Below are 20,620 nucleotides of genomic sequence, written 5' to 3'. Positions count from 1 at the left end.
GAGGCGGAAACACAGGCTTCGTCCACGCTTTCCACAGGCGGCGTTTCGTAGATTATCGGAATGCCCTATTCTGCTCACCGTCCCGGACGGTTCGATTCCCAGGGTCGGATCATCCTCGACAGCGACCCGAACGCTGACACGGACGACCTCGACTTCCTGCGCGAGTACGAGCCGACCGGCGCCGATCTGCAGGAGCCGCGGCAGGCCGACCCGACCCCCGCGTCCGAGCCCATGCAGGAGCAGGACGCCACGGCATCCGCTCGTCCGGTGCGTGAGCCGAAGCCGCGCCGCCAGCCGCGCGAACGCGCTCCCCGCGTGCCCGGATCCCGCCTTCGTCAGCTGGCGATCCTCGGCGGAGCCGACGGCGAGATCCTCGATCGTGTGCCCGGCGAGACCCCGCGCTTCGTGCAGATGTTCTTCGTGCTCGCCGGGACCGCGCTGGTCTCGGCCATCTCGATGCTGTTCGCGCTGACCACCGGCGTGCAGGCCGCGATCTGGCTCGCCGCCCCGCTGGCGATCGTGTGGGCGCTGATCATCTTCAACCTCGACCGCTTCCTGACCTCGACCATGACCTCGACGAAGAACGTGTGGCGCCTCATCGGCCTCGCGATCCCGCGTGTGGTCATGGCGGCGATCATCGGTTTCGTCGTGGCCGAGCCGCTGGTGCTGCAGATCTTCCACAACGACATCGCCCGCGAGGTCGCCTCGACCAACATCACCCAGGCGCAGTCCGATCAGGACGCACTGGAGACCGGCCCTGAGCGCAAGGCGCTCGATGCCGCCTCCGAACGCGTCGCCGCGCTCGAGAACCAGGCGGCGACGGGGATCGTCGCCGGCACCGACTCGGCGTCCGCGAGCGAATCGGCCGCACAGGGCACGGTCGACGACCTCACCGCCAAGATGACCGCCCAGCAGGGCGTCATCGACCAGGCGCGGGTGCTGTACCAGTGCGAGCTCACCGGCGAAGGCGCGGGCACGGTCCCCGGCTGCACCGGCGTCAACGGCGAGGGCGCGAGCTCGGATGCCGCGCAGGCGCAGCTCGCCGAGGCGCAGCAGACCTACGACGCGCTCGCCGCGCAGCTGCGCACCGCGAACGAGGAGCTGGCTGCGGCCGGCACCGCGGCCAAGGAGAACACCAGCACGTCGGAGACGCAGAACCGCGAGGAGGCGCAGTCGCAGCTGCCCGCCGCCCGTGACAGCTACGACACCGCGCTCGCCGCCTACAACGCGCGTGCCGAGTCGGTCGCCTCCGGCAACGCCGGCGCCATCGGGCTGCTCAGTCAGATCAGCGGACTCAACAGGCTGAGCGAGAAGGAGCCCACGATCCTCTGGGCGCACATCCTGATCGCCGCGCTGTTCTTCATGATCGAGCTGCTTCCGGTGCTGGTGAAGGTGCTCACGTCGTACGGCGACCCCTCGCTCTACGAGAAGGCGGCCGCGATCCGCAAGCAGGTCGCGCTCGATCGGGTCACCGCCGAGGGCTTCCGCGACCGGGCGGCGATCGTGACCGAGCAGTCGCAGGGCATGACGGCGGATGCCGCGACCGGCGAGCCGCAGACCCGCGCCGAGCGCAGGGAGGCGGCGCAGACCGCCGACGCGCGTGCCGAGGCGCAGGAGCGCGAGCTCTCCGAGAAGCGCGCGCAGGCCCAGACGCTCGCCGAGCAGGAGCAGCTGGTCGAGCCCCGCGTCTGAGACGCGGGGGAAGGGCACGGCTCTGAGACCGGTCACGGAGTTCCGGCCCCGGTGTCGGTGGCGGCCGGTAGCGTTGTCCCATGGTCAACTATCGCTATCTCGGCAACAGCGGTCTCAAGGTCTCTGAGATCACCTACGGCAACTGGGTCACGCACGCCTCGCAGGTCGGCGACGACGCCGCCGTGAAGACGGTGCACGCGGCCCTCGAGGCCGGCATCACCACGTTCGACACCGCAGACACGTACGCCAACACGGCGGCTGAGGTCGTGCTCGGCAAGGCTCTCGAGGGCCAGCGCCGCGACGGCCTCGAGATCTTCACGAAGGTCTACTTCCCGACGGGTCCGAAGGGGCCCAACGACACCGGTCTGAGCCGCAAGCACATCCTGCGCTCGATCGACGGCTCGCTCGAGCGCCTCGGCACCGACTACGTCGATCTGTACCAGGCGCACCGCTTCGACTACGAGACCCCGCTGGAGGAGACCTTCCAGGCGTTCGCCGACGTCGTCCGTCAGGGCAAGGCCCTCTACATCGGGGTCTCCGAGTGGACGGCGGAGCAGCTCCGCGAGGGGCACGCTCTCGCGACGCAGCTCGGCATCCAGCTCATCTCGAACCAGCCCCAGTACTCCATGCTCTGGCGCGTGATCGAGGACAAGGTCGTGCCGGCCTCCGAGGAGCTCGGCATCTCGCAGATCGTCTGGTCGCCGATGGCGCAGGGCGTGCTCAGCGGCAAGTACCTGCCCGGCCAGCCGGTTCCCGACGGCTCGCGCGCGACCGACACGAACAGCGGCGCCGACTTCATCAAGAGCTTCCTGCAGGACGACATCCTCACCGCCGTGCAGCGCCTGAAGCCGATCGCCGACGAAGCGGGTCTGTCGATGCCGCAGCTCGCGATCGCCTGGGTGCTGCAGAACCCCAACGTCGCCGCCGCGCTCGTGGGGGCATCGCGCCCAGAGCAGCTCGCCCAGACCGTCAAGGCCTCGGGCGTGACGCTCGACGCCGACACGCTCGCCGCGATCGACACGGCGCTCGGCGACGCGGTCACCAGCGACCCCGAGCACACCTACTCGAGCTCGCCCAAGACGCGCCTGGTCTGAGGCTGGACACGACGAAGGCCGTCGCCCCTCGGGGCGGCGGCCTTCGTCGTATCGCGCGGGTTACTCCTTCACCGCGCCGGCGGTCAGGCCCTGCACGATCCAGCGGCTCGCGAGCGCGAACATCGCCATGGTCGGCAGGATCGTCAGCACGGCGGCGGCCGACATGGAGCCCCAGTCGATGTTGAACGTCGAGATGAAGCCGTTCAGCGCCGAGGGCACCGTGCGGTTCGCGTCCGTGTTCATCAGCACGACCGACAGGAACAGCTCGTTCCAGCAGTTGACGAAGTTGAAGATGAACGCGGCGATGATTCCGGGGGTCATCACCGGCACCAGCACCCGGAACAGCGCGCCGAAGCGCGAGCATCCGTCGATCATCGCCGCCTCTTCGAGCGCGTCGGGGACGTTCTCGAAGAAGCCGCGCAGCATCACGGTGGAGAACGGGATGCAGATCGCGATGTAGACGAGGATCAGGCCGGGCTTCGTGTCGACGAGGCCGAGGTCGGTCATCATCGAGTAGAGCGGTCCGAGCGCGATGAAGGCGGGGATCATCTGCGTGAGCAGGAACGCCACGAGGACCGTGCCCTTGCCGCGGAACTCGAAACGCGCGATCACGTAGGCGCTCAGCAGGGCGATCAGCGTGGCCACGGCCCCCGCGATGATCGCGACGAGCGCCGAGTTGCCCAGGAACGTCGCGAACGCGCTCTGCTGGAAGAGCGTGACGTAGTTGTCGAACGACGGCTCGCTGGGCCAGTACTCGATCGGGAACCGGTTGATGGTGCCCGGGGACTTGATCGAGGTCAGCGCGATCCAGTAGAGCGGGAACAGTGTGATCACGAGCCAGAGGCCGAGGCCCACCACGCGGACCACGCCGCCGGGGGTGATCCGCCGCTTCGGCTTCGGCCGCGGGGCCTTCGCGAGATCGGGGACGGTGAGACGCCGGGTCTCGGTGACCGTGGTGCCGGTGATGGTCATCGCTGGACCCTCCGCATCGCCATCAGGTAGAACGCGCAGAACACGAACAGGAACGCGACGACGATGAGTCCGATGGCGCTCGCGATGCCGTAGTTGCCCTGCTGGGTGTAGTTGATCATCCACGTCGTGATGATGTGCGTCTGGTTCGCCGGCCCGCCGTTCGTCATCGCGTAGATGATGTCGGGGAAGTTGAAGATCCAGATGATGCGCAGCAGGATCGTGAGCAGCAGCGTCATCGAGATGTACGGGATGATGATCGAGAACAGCTGTCGGGCCTTGCCCGCGCCGTCGAGGCTCGCGGCCTCGAGCATCTCATCGGGCACGGACTGCAGGGCCGCGAGGATCATGATCGCGAAGAACGTCACGCCGTACCAGACGTTGGCCGCGATCACCGCGAACATCGCCAGCTTCGGATCCGCGAGCCACGGAAGCGGCGCCTCGATGAGTCCCGCCTTCATGAGCAGGTCGTTCACGACACCGAACTCGGCGTTGAACATCCAGCGGAACAGCATGCCGATGAGGAAGCCCGACACCGCCCACGGGAAGAACACGAGCGCCTGGTAGAGGCCGCGGAAGCGGAAGCGCTTGCGCAGCGCGAGCGCGATCAGGAACCCGATCACGAGCTGCGGCACGAGCGACCCGACGACCCACAGCACCGAGTTCCACGCGACGATGGGGAAGGCCGGGTCCTGGAAGACGGTGACGAAGTTGTCGAAGCCCACCCAGGGGGTGGAAGTGAGATCCCACAGGTTCCAGTCGTGGAAGGCCATGCGTGCGCCCTGCAGCATGGGCCAGTAGGTGAACCAGCACACGAACACGATCGCCGGGGCCATGAAGGCCAGCAGCGTCAGCGCGTGGCGGCCACGGAAGGGGCGGCGCCGGCGGGATGCCGGGGAGGCCCCGCCGGCGGTGCCGACGGAGCCCCCTTCGAGTGCGGTCCGGGTCACGGATCAGCCCTTTTCCGCTGCGTACTTCTCGGTCCAGAACGTGTCCCACGATTCGAGCAGCTCGCTGGTGGACATGTTGCCCAGCAGCACGTTCTGCACGTCCTGATCGGACTTCTGGATCCACTCGGTCCACCAGCTGACACCGCGCGGCTGGCGCACGTTGACGTAGGTGTCGGGGTCCTCGGTCATGGTGACGTAGCTGGTCCACGGTCCGGTCGAGTAGAACTCGTCATCGGCCGCCTCCGAGATGATCGGCACGAGGCTGTTGGCCTGCGCGAACTCGGTGGCGGGCTCGGTCGACGAGAGGAACTCGACGAGCTTGACCGCGGCATCCTGGTGCTCGCTCTTCTCGGCGACACCCCATCCGGCGACGGCGAGCGGCTGTGCGGCCTTGCCCGAGGGGCCGACGAGGAGCGGCGCGGTGTCCCACTGGTCCTCGGTCAGCGACGAGTCCTGCACGGTCGCGATGACCTCGGGGTCCTGCAGCAGGAACGCGGTGGTGCCGTTGGTGAAGCCGGCGACCATCTCGGGGTATCCCCACGAGACGGCGGACGGAGGCGACGCCTTCTCGAACAGCGCGAAGTAGTCGTCGACCGCGTCCTGCGCTTCGGGGGCTGCGAAGATCGTCGAGCCGTCCTCCAGCAGGAAGGCGTCGTCGACGTCGAGGTCGTCGATCGTGTAGGCCTCGATCGCCGCGACCACGTTGCTGTTGGCGTTCGCTCCGCCGCGGAACGCGTAGCCGTAGATGTTGTTCGACGGGTCCTGGATGGCGCTGGCCTGCTCGAGCAGATCCTTCCAGCTGTGCGGCGGGCCGTCGAAGCCGGCGTCGGCGACGAGGTCCGTGCGGTAGAAGAGCGAGAGACCGTAGAAGCCGTACGGCACGAAGTAGCTCTTGCCGTCAGCTGCGACCGACGCCGCCTGTGCGTTGTCGGTCAGCGCGTCCCAGCCGTCCCACTTCTCGAGGTCGCCCGAGATGTCGTGCAGCCAGCCGTTGTTGGCGAACGGGCCGACCGTGATGTCGCGGACCTCGAGGACGTCGACGCCCTTGCCGGACTGCAGCATCTGCTGGATCTTCTGGTCGGCCTGCTCGGTGGGCGGCGAGACGAGGTTGACCTTGATCTTCGGGTTGTCCGCCTCGAACTCGTCGAGCAGGCCGCGGATCAGGTCGGTGCGGGCGGGGTTGGTCAGGCTCTCGACCATCTGCAGGGTGACGGTGCCGTCGGCGGATTCGCCGCCGCTGCCGCCGGAACAGCCGGTGAGCGCGAGCACGGCGGCGGTGCCGAATCCGGCGGCCGTCAAGACTCTGTTCTTCTTCACGAGGTGCCTCTCGATTGGTGGTTGTGGTGTGTCGGGTGAGGGATGGAGCGGGTCAGGAGACGACGATCGCGTCGGCGGTGCGGATGCCGGCGCGGCGCAGGATCTGCGGGATGCAGCGTTCGACGAAGGCCTCGAAGTCCGACGCCTCGCTGTACAGGTGCGCAGACAGGCGGAAGTAGCCGATGCCGCGGAAGCTCGTGAACGCCGTCTCGACGCCGGTCGCGTCGAGCAGGTCCATCCGCAGCGCGTCGGCCTCTTCGCGGGTGGAGCCGAGTCCGAGGGGCAGGCGCACGAGGCGCATCGACGGCACGGGAGAGGGCAGCGGGGTGAGCGGGTCGTCGTCGCCGTAGGGTCGCAGGCCCTCGGCGATGATCTCGGCGCCGGCATCCGCCATCTGCGCCATCGCCTGCCGTGTGTTCGCCCAGCCGAACTCGGTCTCGATGAAGTCGATCGAGGCGGGAGTCGCGAGGTAGGTCGTGGCGTCGATCGTGCCCTGAGTGTCGAAGCGCTCGGGATACGGCTCGTTCGCGGCCCAGGAGTCGATCAGCGGCCAGAGGTCGTCGCGGTCGGGCGCGGTGGTGACGAGCAGAGCCGAACCGCGCGGTGCGCAGGGCCACTTGTGCAGGTTGCCGAACCACCAGTCGCCCCCTGCGACGGCCGCCGCGTCGGCGACGAGGCCGGGGGCGTGCGCTCCGTCGACCAGTGTGCGGATGCCGCGCTCGGCGACCAGGTCGGCGATGCGGCGGGTGGGAAGCATGCGGGCGGTGGGCGAGGTGATCTGGTCGACGACGATCAGGCGGGTGCTCGGGGTCAGTGCGTCGGCGAAACGCTGCACGACCTCATCGTCGGAGGCCAGCAGCGGCAGCTCGACCGCGCGCACGGATGCTCCGAAACGACGGGCCAGGCGCTGGGCGCCCATCGTGATCGCGCCGTAGCCCTGATCGGTGACGAGGATCTCGTCGCCAGCGCTCAGCTGCAGGGCGTTGTAGACGACCGTGGCCGCCGCGGAGGCGTTGGGCACGAAGGCGCTGTCCTCGGGGCGGGCACCCACGAAGGGCGCGGTGCGCTCGCGGGCGGCCTGCACCCGCTCGGCGATGCGCGGGAACCACTCGACCGGGCTGAGGTCGGCGCGGCGACGCAGAGCATCCTGCTGCGCGACGACTGCGGTGGGCACGGCGCCGAACGAGCCGTGGTTGAGGTGGATGACGTCGGGGTCGAGGGGCCACGCGTCACGGGCTCGCAGGCCGGAGTTCAGCGTGAGCGGTGCGGGGAAAACTGGTGCGGGCATCGGTCCTCGTCGGTGCATCAGGGGGAGTTGTTGCACAACTTTGCCACAGAGGTTCCGAAATGACCATGAAAAGGTGAAGATGAAACATAGTCGTCATACGAATTTGACGAGGCCGGTATGTCCGACAGACTCTCAGAGGAATTGGGCGGTGTCAGGAGGATGTCGATGAGCGCTCTGGATACTGCTCTGCATGGACTGCGCGCACTGATCGCCGACGGAGCGCTGCGACCCGGTGATCGGCTGCCCAGTGAGGGTGAGCTCTGCGAGCGGCTCGGCGTCTCTCGCGGGTCGCTGCGCGAGGGCATCCGGATGCTGGCCGCCCTCGGCGTGCTCGAGACCCGCCACGGATCGGGCAGCTATGTGAGCGAGCTTCGCGCCGCCGACCTCATCGGCAGCCTCTCGCTCACCGTCGGGCTGCTGCCGATGGAGGGAGTGCTCGAACTGACCGAGCTGCGTCGGGTGCTCGAACCGCATGCCGCCGCACTCGCCGCCGCCCGCATCGACACCGAGACGGTCGAGGAGCTCGGCCGGGTGCTCGACGAGATCGAGGGCAGCGATGATCTCGAACTCCACTCGCGCCTCGACCATGCCTTCCACATGACGATCTCGCGGGTGGCGGGCAACGACGCGCTCACGAGCCTGATCGACGTGCTGCGCTCGCGCTCACGGGCCTACCGGATCCCGGATGCCGGTGACGCCGCCGAACTCAAACTGCACTCCGACGCGGGGCACCGCGCGATCCTCCGGGGGCTCGCGGCGGCAGACCCGGTCGCGGCATCGGCTGCGGCATCCGCGCACGTCGCCCAGACCGAGTACTGGGTGCGCCGGTACACCGACGTGAGTCTGATCGAACCCACGTCGGTGCCGGCATCCGACTGACCCGTGCGTCCCGGCTGTGCCTAACCGTGCCGATGGGCGGATCGACCGCAGTCTCAGGCGAGGGTGATGTCGACCTGGATCTCGGTCGCGATGCGCTCGAGATCACGACGCAGCGCGTCGAGGTCGACAGAGGCGGGAACCCGCGCGATCACGGATGCCTCGAACAGGCGCCCGCCGGCCATCGCGGCATCCCGGGTCTCGGTGGCCAGCTCTTCGATGCTGAGCTCATGCGCGCTCAGCACGTTCGAGATCTCGCGGACGATCCCCGAGCGGTCGTTGCCGAGAACCCGGATCTCGAGCACCTCCGCCTCGGCGTCCGCCGCGGGTGAGCCGGCGAGGACCGCGAGCGTGAGCAGCCCCTGGCCCTGCAGCTCGCGGAGCGCGCTCTGCAGCCCGTCCGAGTGTTCCGGAGCGACCGAGACCTCGATCACGCCCGCGAAGGTTCCGGCGAGCTCGGCCAGCGAGCTGTTCTCCCAGTTGCCGCGGTGGGCATCGACGACATCGGCGACGGCTGCGACGAGACCGGGGCGGTCAGCACCCGCGACAGTGAGGATGAGAGTAGTCATGCGGCCAGCGTAGCTGTTCGCAATTCAGCACCCAGTGGTCTCATCCCGGGCGCTCGGGTGATCAAGTGGCAGAACGAGGGTATCCGTGCTGAATTGTGAACGAGCAGGTCAGCCGCACCGAGGTCGGCCGCTGAACTCGAGTCCAAGCGCGCGCATCTAGGGTGGGCGGATGAGGCGAAGACATCGAACTCGCGCTCGCCCACACGAAAGACGACAGGCTGAAAGGGTCGCTCCTGGTCAGCGACGACTTGCGCATCCCTCCCTGGACATCACGCCTGGTCGTTGGCGGGTTCCAGTGCGGCGACCGCGTCCAGTGCGCCGCGCACGGCGGGGATCGGCTCGCTGTGATCGCCGTTTCGTGCGTGGATGACGCAGCTCGTGACGAACGCGGAGATCACGCCGTCGTTGGAGATGATCCATGGGCCCACGAGGATGAAAGGGTCGTTGCCTGATGTTGCTACGCCGGAAAGGCTGAAGTCTCCGTAAGTGTGGTGCGAGAATGCCACGGTCACCAGATCGCCGTGTCGGACGTCGCTGGGCGATTGCTCAGCTCCCTCGCCGACGTGCCCAGGCTCGGCCGGAACGGCTCTCAGCTCCGATGCGGGTTGGCGGGTGACGCTGGAGGTTCCACCGGTGGTGACCGTCTTGCGGGGGCCGCCGAGCACTTGGTCGGCGATCGCGATATCTCCGGCGAGAGACTGTCGGGACGCGCCGCGTATCGCGTACAGCCCGTACCGTGCGGAGCCGAGGACAGCGCTCAGCTGCTCGCCGATCTCCACGGATCCGAGGAACGTCTTCATGCCTGCGACGTCACGCCGAGCGGGGGTGAGGGATGCCATGCGGCCAGCCTATCGAGACGGCCGGAGCGCGCCGCGACGGGCGCGGTGAATCGCCCACGGGCAGGGGCGGACTCGGGAACCGGCACCCTGCTCAGTCGACCCAGACCCCGGTCTCGAGGAGGTGATCGAGGCGGGCGCGGTGCGGGGCGAGGTCCCACCCCTGCTGCGCGACCCAGTCGTCGTTGAAGTACGTGCCCGCATAGCGGATGCCGCTGTCGCAGATCAGCGTGACGATGCTGCCGGTCTCGCCCGCCGCGCGCATCCGCGCGATGAGCTGGAATGCGCCGTAGAGGTTGGTGCCCGTCGAGCCGCCGGCGAGGTGCAGGGTGCGCTCGCGCAGCATCCGGATCGCCGCGATCGAACCGGCGTCGGGCACCTGGATCATCTCGTCGATCACGGTCGGCACGAAGGACGCCTCGACGCGTGGGCGGCCGATGCCCTCGATGCGGCTGGGGCGCCCGACGGGCGGATCGACCGTGCCCGCCCAGCCGTCGTAGAACGCCGAGCCCTCGGGGTCGACGACCGCGATCTGCGTCTCGTGGCGGCGGTACTTGACGTACCGGCCGAAGGTCGCGCTCGTGCCGCCGGTGCCTGCGCCCACGACGATCCAGCGGGGGATCGGATGCCGCTCCTGCGACAACTGGCTGAACACGCTCTCGGCGATGTTGTTGTTGCCGCGCCAATCCGTCGCACGCTCGGCGAACGTGAACTGGTCGAGGTAGTGGCCGTGGCACTCGGACGCCAGGCGCTGCGCCTCGGGCGACATGTCCTCGGCGCGGTCGACGAAATGGCAACGTCCGCCGTAGAACTCGATGAGGTCGATCTTCTCCTGGCTCGTCGAGCGCGGCACGACCGTCACGAAGGGCAGACCGAGCATCCGGGCGAAGTACGCCTCGGAGACGGCGGTCGATCCGCTCGAGGACTCGACGAGCGTGGAGTTCTCGTCGATGCGGCCGTTCACGAGCCCGTACAGGATGAGCGAGCGCGCCAGGCGGTGCTTGAGCGACCCCGTGGGGTGCACCGACTCGTCTTTCAGGTAGAGATCGATGCCCCACTCCGGCGGCAACGGGAACAGGTGAAGATGGGTGTCGGCGCTGCGGTTGGCGTCGGCCTCCAGCAGGGCGATCGCAATGCTGGTCCAGTCGCTCATCCTTCGAGCGTAACGGTCGCCTACTTCGGCGTGAACCCGCCCTCGCCCGTCTCGCCGTCGTACGTGAAGATCTGGTCCTCCAGCGTGATCTTGATGTCGTCGCCGAGCGGCTGCTGAGCGAGAAGACGCTCCTCGAGCATCGTCATCCGCTCCTCGTACTCCTGCGCCTGCGCCGCGTCGACGCCCCAGAGAGTGGCGACCTTCATGTCGGTGAGGAAGAAGAGGAAGGCCGCGACCGCGGTGCGGTTGAAGTCGTTGTCGGGAATGCTCTGCCAGAGAGCGCCGCTGTCGCGGAGGCGCTTGTACTCGTCCATCTTGGCGTCGAGGATGTCGGCGATCTCGGTACCGGCCCCGGCATCCGGGCCGCTGGGAGGCTCGCTGATCGATGTGGGGAGCGGCGCGGTCGACGGATCGGTCCTCGTCGCGGTGAGGGAACCCAGCAGCACGGCGACCGCGATGATGCCGACGATCAGCACCGCTCCGATCGAACCGAACACGATCCCGATCGCGCGGCCGGACGTCCGCGCCGGGGCGGGCGCGCCGATGCCGGGGTAGGCGGCGGTCGGGTAGATCCCGGGCTGCGAGGCCGCGCCGAACTGCGAGGCCGTGCCGGGCTGCCCCGCTGTGCCGGGCTGCCCCGTCGACGCGTAGGGCGGAAGCTGCGGGGGCGGCGGAGGGCCGTATCCATCGAGGGAGGCCGCCGGCGGAGCACCCGGTGCAGGAGAGGCGGGCCCGCTCAGCGGAGGAGCGAGCGGTACGACGTGCGGCGCCGTCTCGGACGTGCCGGGAATGGCGGGCGGCGGAGGGATGACAGGGTCGGCGCGCGGATCGGGCTCGTGCGGATCGACCATCGTGCTCCCCCTCCATCGACGACACCGGCTCGGCGCGCTCTCGCCCCCAGGCTAGCGGCCTCGGATCAGTGCCGGATCAGTGCCCGGATCACCGCTCAGATCACCGTGCCGGCTCGCGAGGTGCCGCCGTCGCCATCGATGTGCAGCAGTGAGGCCTGCGACTGCTCCTGCTGCAGCTGGAACTCGAAACGCGAGCGATCGCCGCGGTGATACGCGACGAAGTACTCGATCGGGATGCCGTCGGCCGCCCGGCTCACGCTGCGCAGCCGCAGGAGGGCGGAGCCGGCGCTCACGCCCAGATGCTGTGCCTGGTCATGGGTCGCGACGGTGGCCTCGGCCGAGCGCACCCCGCTCGTCGCGACGATGCCGTTGTCGGCGAGGAGGCGGTAGAGGGACGCCTCGGAGAGATCGACGCCGAGGGTGACGTGGCCGACCGTTTCCGGCATCCAGGTCGTGGAGAGCGACCACGGCTCGCCGTCGACATGGCGCAGCCGCTCAAGCGCGACGACGGGTGCGCCGGGCTCGAGGTCGAGGGCGGCGGCGATCTCGTCGTCGGCGACGGCGGGCTCGTGGCGCAGCACATCGCTGTGCACATGTCCGCCGCGTCGCTCGACGTCGTCGTAGAGACCGATCAGGGTGTGCACGAGGCTCTCACTGGTGCGGGGGCGGGACACGAACGTGCCCTTGCCCTTGACGCGTTCGACGAGCCCCTCGTGCTCGAGCTGCGCCAGGGCCTGTCGCACGACGGTGCGGGAGATGCCGTAGCGCTCGCAGAGCCGGTGCTCTCCCGGCAGCGGATCGCCCGGCTGCAGGCCGTCGCGCGAGATGCCCCCGACGATGAGCTGGCGCAGCTGGTCGTACATGGGCGCCGCGGAATGGCGGTCGATCGCATCATCCATGTCAGTACGCGACGCCCGCATGCAGGATCACGTTGGCGTAGGGGGTGAACTCGCCCGAGCGCACGAACGCCCGCGCGGAGTGGGTGAGCGCCTTGAACTCGACGTGCGGGACCATGGCGATCTCGAAGTCCTGGCCGGCGAACCTCTCGCGCAGCGCCGCCAGGATCTCAGGGCTCTTCTCGGCGACCTCCTCCGAGACGGTCGCGCCCTCGACGACGAGCTCGGCGAGCACCGTGTCGAGCACGTCGAGGAACGCGGGCGCGCCCGGGCGGTAGGCCAGATCGATGCGCTCGGATCCCGGAGGGATGGGCAGCCCCGCATCGGTCACGACCAGCAGATCGGTGTGCCCGGTCTCGCTGATCACTCGGGAGAGGGCGGGGTTGATGGTCGTCGCTGTCTTTCGCATGATGTCTCCTCGTGCGGGGTCGGACGGATGTCGGGGCCGGAGGGCGGATGCGGTCAGAGGGCGTCGCGGGCCGCGAGGAACGCGTCGACCTCGGCGCGCAGCGGCAGGCTCGGCGATGCGCCCTGCTTGGTGACGGCGAGCGCTCCGGCCGCGGTGGCCAGACGCACGGCATCGGTCAGCTCCCACCCGTTGGCGAGCGCGGCGCCGAGGTATCCGGCATACGCATCGCCGGCCGCGGTCGTGTCGACCGCCTCGACGGGGAAGGGTGGGACGACGAAGGCGGCGTCCGCCGTGACGACGCACGACCCCTGCCCCGCGAGGGTGATCACGGCCGCGCCGACACCCCGGTCGAGGAACCAGCGGCCCGCGAGCTCGGCACTGGTCGCGTCGACGACCTCGATGCCGCTGAGCACCGAGGCCTCGGTCTCGTTCGGGGTGACGATGTCGATGTTCGCCCACACCGAGTCGTCGAGCGGAGCGGCGGGGGCCGGGTCGAGGATGACGGTCATGCCGTGCTCGCGTGCACGGGCGGTGATGTGCGCGGTGAGCGCCGAGGGCGTCTCGAGCTGGGTGAGCAGCACCGAGGTCGTGGGCGCGAGGGCGGCCAGCGCCGAATCGATCTGTTCGGTGCTGAGGGCCGCGTTGGCGAGCGGAACCATGACGATGTCGTTCTGCGCCGATGCGTCGACGCGGATGTGCGCGACACCCGTCGGACCGGGCACGGTGCGCAGATGGGCCAGATCGACGCCCGCCTCGCTGAGGCCGTCGACGACGAGGTCGTGGAAGAGGTCGTCGCCCACGCATCCGACGAAGCTCGTGCGAGCCCCCGAGCGTCCGGCCGCGACGGCCTGGTTCGCGCCCTTGCCGCCGAGCATGAGGGTGAACTCGTCACCGAGGATGGTCTCTCCCCGTGCCGGAAGGCGGGTCGAGAAGGTCGTCACGTCTGCGGTCACACTGCCGACGATGACGACGCCGGTGCGATCGGGCGAGGTGGCGGCTGTCATGGCACTCCTGATCGTCGTCGATGCGGGGTGCTTTGACATCCTCCGCGGCTGTCATTACATTAGCCGAATCTGAACCTGTAACGACAGGTTGTGCACAAGGAGACCCGATGACTGCCGCGGCCCCCCGTCTCTACGTCGACAGCGCGGACGTCGATCGCGTCGCCTCGCTCCTCACCGCGGGCGTCGTGCACGGTGTGACGACGAACCCGACGATCCTCGAGCGGGGTGGGCGCACTGCCGCCGAGATCCCCGACCTGTACGCGCGGTGGTCCGCCGAGGGCGCGCGGGAGATCTTCTTCCAGACCTGGGGCGGCGACACGGCATCGTTCCTGCGCAATGCCGAGACCATCCGGGCGCTGGGCGACCGCGTGGCGGTGAAGGTCCCGGCCACGCGCGACGGCTTCGCCGCGGCATCCGCTCTCGTCGCCGACGGCGCCACCGTGCTCGTCACCGCCGTCTACTCCGTCGCGCAGGCACTGGTCTGCTCCTCGATCGGAGTGCAGTACATCGCCCCCTACCTCGGCCGGATGCGGGACGCCGGCATCGACGGGGATGTCGTGATCGCCCGGATGCAGGAGGTCTGCGCCGGGAGCGGCACCGACGTGCTCGCCGCGAGTCTGCGCTCGCCTGACGACATCACCGGGCTGCGTCTCGCCGGGGTGCCGTATTTCACCGCCGCCCCCGATGTGATCGAGCAGATGCTGTTCCACGAGGTCAGCGACGGCTCGGCGGTCGAGTTCGACGCGGCGATGGTGCGGCTCGGAGCCTGAGTCCTCGCGTGCCGGTCGGGCGGGTCTAGGCGGCGGCCGCCTGGCGCAGCCACCGCTCGACGCCGGCGATATGCGCGGTGGCGAGCGAGGTGGCGAGCGCCGGGTCGTGCCGGGCGATGGCCTCGGCGATGGCGCGATGCTCCGAGAGCGTGCGCTCGACCGCCCCGGCCTCGGTGAGCCCGCGCCACACCCGGGCGCGCACGGTCTGACTGCTCAGGTGCTCGATGAGGCTGGCGAGGTAGGCGTTGCCGGCCATTCCGACGATCTCGCGGTGGAAGCGGATGTCGTGCTCGACCAGCTCCTCGACGCTGACGCCGGCGTCGATCGAGCCGACCTCGCTCTCGAGGTGCGCGATCGCCTCGTCGCTGCCGAGGGTCGCGGCGAGGCCGGTCGCCTGCGACTCCAGCATCCGTCTGACGGCGAAGATCTCGAGCATCGAGTCGTCATCGTGCATGTCGACCACGAACGACATCGCTTCGAGGAGCAGGTGCGGTTCGAGGCTCGTCACGTAGGTGCCGTCGCCGCGGCGCACATCGAGCACTCGGATCACCTCGAGGGCCTTCACGGCTTCGCGCATCGAGTTGCGTGACAGGCCGAGGCGTTCGGACAGCTCCTTCTCGGGAGGGAGTCGGTCGCCCGGCGCGAGCTCGCCCGACACGATCATCGCCTTGATCTTCTCGATCGCCTCGTCAGTCACTGCCATGGCGTCATCCTAGCCAGTCATCGGATGTCTGCGGCAGGATGGGCGTATGCGCGCACTCGATTCGCACCTGCATCTCTGGGACCCGGAGCTTCTGCACTACACCTGGCTCGAGGGGCCGCTCGCGTGGCTGTTCGCGGAGACCGAGATCGAGCACGCGCGCATCCCGCGTGCGACGACCGAGCGGGCGGTCTTCGTGCAGGCCGAGACGGTCGAAGACGACTTCCTCGAGGAGGTCCGCTGGGTGGCGTCTCTCGCGCAGCGCGTCGGCGTCGTAGGCATCGTCGCCGGCGCGAGGCTCGACCGCGGCACCGACACGACCGCGCATCTCGAGGGCCTCGCCGGCGAGCAGCTCGTGGTCGGCGTGCGGCACAACCTGCAGGGCGAACCGGACGGACTCGCGGTGTCGGCCGCGTTCGTGACCGGCGCGCGCGAGGTCGCCGCCCGCGGCTGGTCGTTCGATGCGTGCGTGCGCGCCTCGCAGCTGCCCGAGATCGCCCGCCTCGCGGGAGCGGTGCCCGAGCTGCGGATGGTGCTCGACCACCTCGGCAAGCCGGAGGTCGGCACCGCGGATGCTCCGGTGGCGCCGACGATGGAGTGGGTGCGCGATCTCGACGATCTGGCCCGGCATCCGAACGTGTGGTGCAAGCTGTCGGGGCTGCCTGCGGAGGCGGGCGGCGACTGGTCGCCGGAGCAGCTCGCGCCCTACCTCGACGCGGCCGCGGATTCCTTCGGCGTCGAACGGCTGATGTGGGGCAGCGATTGGCCGGTGTCCGTCATCGGCCCCGCGGAGGAGGGCGACCCGCACAGGACCCCCGACGGATCGCCGATGTATCAGCCGACGGCGCGGAGCCGATGGGCGGATGCCGTGATCGCCTGGGCCGAGCGCCGCGGGCATGACGTCGACGCCCTCATGTGGCGGAATGCCGAGGATTTCTACCGGATCGGCCGGCGGCCGACGCAGGAGGATGCTCGGGAGGAGCGCCCACGCCGCGGCATCCTGGGCTGGTTGCGGGGAGAGCGCTCGTAGCGCGCGATCGCGAGCGCAAGCGCACGCGCGAGCGCGGGCGCGAGCGTACGCGCGATCGCGGGCAGCGCAGACGGCCCAGAACACCGTGACCCGGCGGGACGCGGCGAGTCAGCTCCCGACGGGACGCAGGCGCAGCTGGGCCATTCCGCCGTCGACCTCGATGAACGTCCCGGTCGTGGAGCCGGCGGCAGGGCTCACCAGATACGCGACGGCCGCGGCCACCTCGTCGGGCGAGACCAGCCGGCCATGCGGCTGACGGGCTTCGAGGGCGGCGCGTTCGGCGGCGGGGTCGTCGGCCGAGTCGAGCAGTCGGCCGACCCACGGGGTGTCGGCGGTGCCGGGGTTGACGGCGTTGACGCGGATGCCCTCTCGCAGATGGTCGGCGGCCATGGCCCGGGTCAGCGCCGAGACGGCACCCTTCGACGCGCTGTACAGGGCGCGCTGCGGGAGTCCGGTCGTCGACGCGATGGATGCCGTGTTGCACACCGCCGCGCTCGGCGACCTCTTGAGCCAGGGCAGCGCGGCCGACGTCACGCGGGCGATCCCGGTGACGTTGATCGAGAGCACGCGCGCCCATTCCTCGTCGTCGTTCGCGCTGATGTCGCCCTGCGCGCCGACGCCGGCATTGTTGACCACGATGTCGATGCGGCCGAACTCCGCGGCGACGGCGGCGACGGCGGCATCCACCGATGCGCGGTCGGACACGTCGGCGGTGAACGCCGCGAAGGCGGCATCCGCCCCCGAGGTGTCGCGGTCGAGCACGGCGATCCGCGCTCCGTCGGCGTGCAGGCGGGCGGCGATGGCGGCCCCGATGCCGGATGCTCCGCCGGTGACGATCGCGACGAGCCCGTCGAGTGCCGGGGTGTGGATCTGCGTGCTCACTTCTGTGCCTCCCAGGCCACGAACTCCTGGCGCTGATGCCCCAGTCCTTCGATCTCGATCTCGACCACGTCGCCCGCCTTCAGGTACGGGAATCTGCCGCCGAACGCGACCCCCTGCGGGGTGCCGGTGAGGATCAGATCCCCCGGCTCGAGAGTGACGTACTGCGACAGGTGGTGCACGATCGTGCGCACGTCGAAGATCATGTCGTTCGTGTTCGAGTCCTGGCGGGGCTCGCCGTTGACCCAGCTGCGCAGCCGCAGCTCGTCGACGTCGACCTCGTCGGGGGTGACCAGCCACGGGCCGGTGGGGTTGAAGCCCGGGGCGATCTTGCCCTTGGACCACTGCCCGCCCGAGACCTCCATCTGGAAGGCGCGCTCGGAGACGTCGTTCGCCACCACGTAGCCGGCGATGTGCGCGTCGGCCTCGTCGGGGGAGTCGAGGTAGGAGGCTCGGGCACCGATCACGATGCCCAGCTCCACCTCCCAGTCGGTCTTCTCGCTGCCCCGGGGGATCGTGACCGCATCATTCGGGCCGACGACCGTGTTCGGCGTCTTCAGGAACATGATCGGCACGGTGGGCGGCTCCGCCCCGGATTCCCTCGCGTGCGCGGCGTAGTTCTGCCCGATGCAGATCACGGCGCTGGGGCGGACGATCGGCGCGCCGATGCGCAGTGCGGCGGCATCCTCGAGCTCGGGAAGCTCACCGGCCGCACGGGCCGCCTCGACGCGTGCGACGACGTCTCCGGCGAGGAAGTCACCGTTCACATCGGATGTCACGGACCGCAGATCGAGGTAGCGGTCACCCTCGACGAGGACGGGGATCTCGGCGCCGAGGCTGCCTAGACGTGCGAACTTCATGTCTCTCCTGATCAGTGCCGTTTCCGCCGGTGCGGCGGCGCGCTGTCGTAGCGCGGCTCGTTGACAGTATAGACATCGGATGTTTACACTCCAAGAGATCTGCACGAATCCTTCCCCCCGTGCACGAGAGGATCCCGTGAGCCGCATCGTCGCCCTCGACACGACCGACATCCGCTTCCCGACGTCGCTGAGTCTGGACGGCTCGGACGCGATGAATCCCGACCCCGACTACTCCGCCGCGTACGTGATCGTACGCACGGATGCAGAGGACGGCATCGACGGCCACGCCTTCGTCTTCACGATCGGCCGCGGCAACGACGTGCAGGTCGCGGCGATCGACGCGCTCGCCGGACACCTCGTCGGTCGTGAGATCGAGCCGCTCCTCGACGACATGGGCGGCACGTTCCGCGACATCATCGGGGACTCCCAGCTGCGCTGGCTCGGACCGGAGAAGGGCGTCATGCACATGGCGATCGGCGCCGTCATCAATGCGCTGTGGGACATCAAGGCCAAGCGCGCGGGGCTCCCGCTCTGGCAGCTGCTGGCGCGGATGACGCCAGAAGAGCTGGTGGACCTGGTGGACTTCCGCTATCTCACCAACGCACTGACCCGCGACGACGCCCTCGAGATCCTGCGCGCCGCCGAGCCCGGCCGCGCCGAGCGCGAGCGCGAGCTGCTCGCCACCGGCTACCCCGGGTACACGACCAGCCCCGGCTGGCTCGGCTACTCGGACGAGAAGCTCGAGCGGCTCGCCCGCGAGGCGATGGCCGACGGCTTCACCCAGATCAAGCTCAAGGTCGGTGCCGACCTCGACGACGACATCCGCCGTTTCCGCAAGGCGCGCGAGGTCTGCGGACCGGACTTCCCGATCGCGATCGACGCCAACCAGCGCTGGGAGGTGTCGGAGGCGATCGAGTGGGTCACCGCGCTCGCCGAGTTCCACCCGGCCTGGATCGAAGAGCCCACGAGCCCCGACGACGTGCTCGGTCATGCCGAGATCGCACGAGGCATCGCGCCCATCCGTGTCGCCACCGGCGAGCACGCGCAGAACCGGGTCATCTTCAAGCAGCTGCTGCAGGCCGAGGCGATCTCGGTCATGCAGATCGACGCCGTGCGGGTCGCCGGCGTCAACGAGAACATCGCCAACCTGCTGCTCGCCGCGAAGTTCGGGGTGCCGGTCTGCCCGCACGCCGGGGGAGTCGGTCTCTGCGAGGCCGTGCAGCACCTGTCGATGTTCGACTTCGTCGCCGTCACCGGCACCCGCGAAGGACGCATGATCGAGTTCGTCGACCATCTGCACGAGCACTTCGTGATCCCCACCGACATCAGGGGGGGCTCGTACATGGCGCCGACCGTGGCAGGGTCCGGCATGGAGATGAAGGCCGAGAGCATCGCCGCCTACACGTGGACGGGACGGCATGTCGGTGTCTGAGCCCGCGGAGGTCTCCGCGCGACTGACGCTTCCGCGCCTCGGCTACGGTGCCGCGAACGTCGGCAACCTCTTCCGGGCGCTGAGCGACGAGGAGTCGTGGGGGATCCTCGAGGCGGCGTGGGAGAGCGGCATCCGCTACTTCGACACGGCTCCGCACTACGGGCTGGGGCTCTCGGAGCGGCGCCTCGGCGCCTTCCTGCAGACGAAACCGCGCGACGAGTACGTGCTGTCGACGAAGGTCGGTCGGCTGCTGCGGCCGAACCCCGATCACGACGGCGGCCTCGACACCGCGAACGACTTCCACGTGCCCGACGACCTGCGCCGCGAGTGGGACTTCTCGGCCGACGGCATCCGCCGCAGCCTCGACGAGTCTCGCGAGCGCCTCGGCATCGAGCGCATCGACCTCGTCTACCTGCACGACCCCGAGCGGCACGACCTCGACCTCGCGCTCGCCGAGGCCCTGCCCGCGCTCGAGCAGGTGCGTGCAGGCGGCGAGGTGTCGGCGATCGGCGTCGGCTCGATGGTGTCGGACGCGCTCGCCGCGTCGGTGCGCTCGGCCGATCTCGACCTGATCATGGTCGCCGGGCGGTACACGCTGCTCGAGCAGCCGGCGGCCGAGGACGTGCTGCCGGCATGCCGGGAGACCGGAACGGGGATCGTCGCGGCATCCGTCTTCAACTCGGGCCTGCTCGCGTCGAACGAGCCGCGACGCGACGGCCGGTACGAGTACGGTCAGTTGCCGGATGAGCTGTGGGAGCGGCTGCTGCGCATCGCCGCGGTATGTGCGGCGCACGACGTGCCGGTGCCGGCAGCTGCGATCCAGTACCCGCTGCAGTCCGACGTCGTGCGCTCGGTCGTCGTGGGCGGCAGCCGCGCGGCGCAGCTGCGGCAGAACGCCGAGTACGCGGCGCGGGACATCCCGTCCGCGCTGTGGGAGGAGCTGGCGGCGGAGGGGCTGATCCCCGCCTGAGCGCGGCTGGACGCGTTCACGATTCAGCAGGAGCGCGCGCGGGACGCGGATTCCGGATGCCCGGCATCGGTGTCA

The 20,620-nt window shown here is 69.5% G+C and carries 21 protein-coding genes; 7 read left to right on the top strand and 14 right to left on the bottom strand.

Annotated features, from left to right (window positions below):
- The first annotated feature begins 60 nt into the window (after window positions 1-60).
- The gene (locus ABTZ43_RS00905; RefSeq protein ID WP_350537543.1) at window positions 61-1,692 is read left to right on the top strand and encodes a DUF4407 domain-containing protein; all 1,632 of its coding nucleotides are present in this window, start codon (window positions 61-63) and stop codon (window positions 1,690-1,692) included.
- 80 nt (window positions 1,693-1,772) lie between these two features.
- A complete protein-coding gene (locus ABTZ43_RS00900) occupies window positions 1,773-2,786 on the top strand; it encodes an aldo/keto reductase family protein (RefSeq protein WP_149422180.1) in 1,014 nt (337 codons plus the stop codon).
- Between the two features lie 60 nt (window positions 2,787-2,846).
- On the opposite strand, the gene ABTZ43_RS00895 is transcribed toward ABTZ43_RS00900, so the two are convergent.
- The 4 genes from ABTZ43_RS00895 to ABTZ43_RS00880 are packed head-to-tail and all read right to left on the bottom strand — an operon-like array spanning window position 2,847 to window position 7,310.
- Entirely contained in the window at window positions 2,847-3,758 is a 912-nt protein-coding gene (locus tag ABTZ43_RS00895; protein WP_200946574.1) for a carbohydrate ABC transporter permease, read from the bottom strand.
- Window positions 3,755-4,705 (bottom strand): carbohydrate ABC transporter permease, encoded by a 951-nt coding sequence (locus ABTZ43_RS00890; protein ID WP_045253334.1) that lies wholly within the window; start codon window positions 4,703-4,705, stop codon window positions 3,755-3,757. Before ABTZ43_RS00890 ends, ABTZ43_RS00895 begins: the two co-directional genes overlap by 4 nt.
- A 3-nt stretch (window positions 4,706-4,708) precedes the next feature.
- Window positions 4,709-6,022, bottom strand: a complete 1,314-nt coding sequence (locus ABTZ43_RS00885; RefSeq protein WP_350537542.1) for an ABC transporter substrate-binding protein — start codon at window positions 6,020-6,022, stop codon at window positions 4,709-4,711.
- A 52-nt stretch (window positions 6,023-6,074) separates the two neighbouring features.
- Complete coding sequence (locus ABTZ43_RS00880; RefSeq protein ID WP_350537541.1) at window positions 6,075-7,310, bottom strand: aminotransferase class V-fold PLP-dependent enzyme; 1,236 nt, start codon at window positions 7,308-7,310, stop codon at window positions 6,075-6,077.
- 165 nt (window positions 7,311-7,475) lie between these two features.
- Between ABTZ43_RS00880 and ABTZ43_RS00875 the strand changes: the two genes are divergently transcribed.
- Window positions 7,476-8,189, top strand: coding sequence for a FadR/GntR family transcriptional regulator (locus tag ABTZ43_RS00875; RefSeq protein ID WP_350537540.1), 714 nt, complete (start codon window positions 7,476-7,478; stop codon window positions 8,187-8,189).
- Between the two features lie 53 nt (window positions 8,190-8,242).
- On the opposite strand, the gene ABTZ43_RS00870 is transcribed toward ABTZ43_RS00875, so the two are convergent.
- From ABTZ43_RS00870 to ABTZ43_RS00840, 7 genes are all read right to left on the bottom strand, one after another.
- Complete coding sequence (locus ABTZ43_RS00870) at window positions 8,243-8,755, bottom strand: glycine cleavage system transcriptional repressor (protein ID WP_350537539.1); 513 nt, start codon at window positions 8,753-8,755, stop codon at window positions 8,243-8,245.
- Window positions 8,756-9,024: 269 nt separating this feature from the next.
- Window positions 9,025-9,594, bottom strand: a complete 570-nt coding sequence (locus tag ABTZ43_RS00865) for a hypothetical protein (protein WP_350537538.1) — start codon at window positions 9,592-9,594, stop codon at window positions 9,025-9,027.
- A gap of 91 nt (window positions 9,595-9,685) precedes the next feature.
- Window positions 9,686-10,744: a PLP-dependent cysteine synthase family protein gene (locus tag ABTZ43_RS00860; protein ID WP_350537537.1), complete on the bottom strand. Its 1,059-nt coding sequence runs from the start codon at window positions 10,742-10,744 to the stop codon at window positions 9,686-9,688.
- Between the two features lie 20 nt (window positions 10,745-10,764).
- Window positions 10,765-11,595 (bottom strand): hypothetical protein, encoded by an 831-nt coding sequence (locus ABTZ43_RS00855; protein ID WP_350537536.1) that lies wholly within the window; start codon window positions 11,593-11,595, stop codon window positions 10,765-10,767.
- A 95-nt stretch (window positions 11,596-11,690) separates the two neighbouring features.
- Window positions 11,691-12,494, bottom strand: a complete 804-nt coding sequence (locus ABTZ43_RS00850) for a GntR family transcriptional regulator (protein WP_350537535.1) — start codon at window positions 12,492-12,494, stop codon at window positions 11,691-11,693.
- 1 nt (window position 12,495) lies between these two features.
- Window positions 12,496-12,900 (bottom strand): D-ribose pyranase, encoded by a 405-nt coding sequence (gene rbsD / locus ABTZ43_RS00845; protein ID WP_056415226.1) that lies wholly within the window; start codon window positions 12,898-12,900, stop codon window positions 12,496-12,498.
- Window positions 12,901-12,953: 53 nt separating this feature from the next.
- Window positions 12,954-13,904 (bottom strand): ribokinase, encoded by a 951-nt coding sequence (locus ABTZ43_RS00840; protein ID WP_056415229.1) that lies wholly within the window; start codon window positions 13,902-13,904, stop codon window positions 12,954-12,956.
- A 107-nt stretch (window positions 13,905-14,011) separates the two neighbouring features.
- Here ABTZ43_RS00840 and ABTZ43_RS00835 point away from each other — a divergent pair, with 107 nt between their 5' ends.
- Window positions 14,012-14,674, top strand: a complete 663-nt coding sequence (locus ABTZ43_RS00835; RefSeq protein ID WP_056415231.1) for a transaldolase family protein — start codon at window positions 14,012-14,014, stop codon at window positions 14,672-14,674.
- 25 nt (window positions 14,675-14,699) lie between these two features.
- Here ABTZ43_RS00835 and ABTZ43_RS00830 read toward each other — a convergent pair whose 3' ends face one another.
- The gene (locus tag ABTZ43_RS00830; RefSeq protein ID WP_149422189.1) at window positions 14,700-15,377 is read right to left on the bottom strand and encodes a FadR/GntR family transcriptional regulator; all 678 of its coding nucleotides are present in this window, start codon (window positions 15,375-15,377) and stop codon (window positions 14,700-14,702) included.
- 46 nt (window positions 15,378-15,423) lie between these two features.
- On the opposite strand from ABTZ43_RS00830, the gene ABTZ43_RS00825 reads away from it, so the two are divergent.
- Complete coding sequence (locus ABTZ43_RS00825) at window positions 15,424-16,404, top strand: amidohydrolase family protein (protein ID WP_350537534.1); 981 nt, start codon at window positions 15,424-15,426, stop codon at window positions 16,402-16,404.
- Window positions 16,405-16,512: 108 nt separating this feature from the next.
- Here the strand turns inward: ABTZ43_RS00825 and ABTZ43_RS00820 are convergent, their stop codons facing one another.
- Together ABTZ43_RS00820 and ABTZ43_RS00815 are read right to left on the bottom strand one after the other, a co-directional pair.
- Entirely contained in the window at window positions 16,513-17,286 is a 774-nt protein-coding gene (locus ABTZ43_RS00820; RefSeq protein WP_350537533.1) for an SDR family NAD(P)-dependent oxidoreductase, read from the bottom strand.
- The gene (locus ABTZ43_RS00815; protein ID WP_056415242.1) at window positions 17,283-18,143 is read right to left on the bottom strand and encodes a fumarylacetoacetate hydrolase family protein; all 861 of its coding nucleotides are present in this window, start codon (window positions 18,141-18,143) and stop codon (window positions 17,283-17,285) included. Before ABTZ43_RS00815 ends, ABTZ43_RS00820 begins: the two co-directional genes overlap by 4 nt.
- A gap of 136 nt (window positions 18,144-18,279) precedes the next feature.
- Between ABTZ43_RS00815 and ABTZ43_RS00810 the strand changes: the two genes are divergently transcribed.
- Together ABTZ43_RS00810 and ABTZ43_RS00805 are read left to right on the top strand one after the other, a co-directional pair.
- A complete protein-coding gene (locus tag ABTZ43_RS00810; protein WP_350537532.1) occupies window positions 18,280-19,575 on the top strand; it encodes an L-fuconate dehydratase in 1,296 nt (431 codons plus the stop codon).
- Window positions 19,562-20,545: an aldo/keto reductase gene (locus ABTZ43_RS00805; RefSeq protein WP_350537531.1), complete on the top strand. Its 984-nt coding sequence runs from the start codon at window positions 19,562-19,564 to the stop codon at window positions 20,543-20,545. Before ABTZ43_RS00810 ends, ABTZ43_RS00805 begins: the two co-directional genes overlap by 14 nt.
- Window positions 20,546-20,620: the final 75 nt, after the last annotated feature.

This window comes from Microbacterium sp. NPDC097977, assembly GCF_040302605.1.
Classification (GTDB): domain Bacteria; phylum Actinomycetota; class Actinomycetes; order Actinomycetales; family Microbacteriaceae; genus Microbacterium.
The sequence above is the reverse complement of the archived record's forward strand: the minus strand, read 5'-3'. Positions and strand labels throughout refer to the sequence as shown.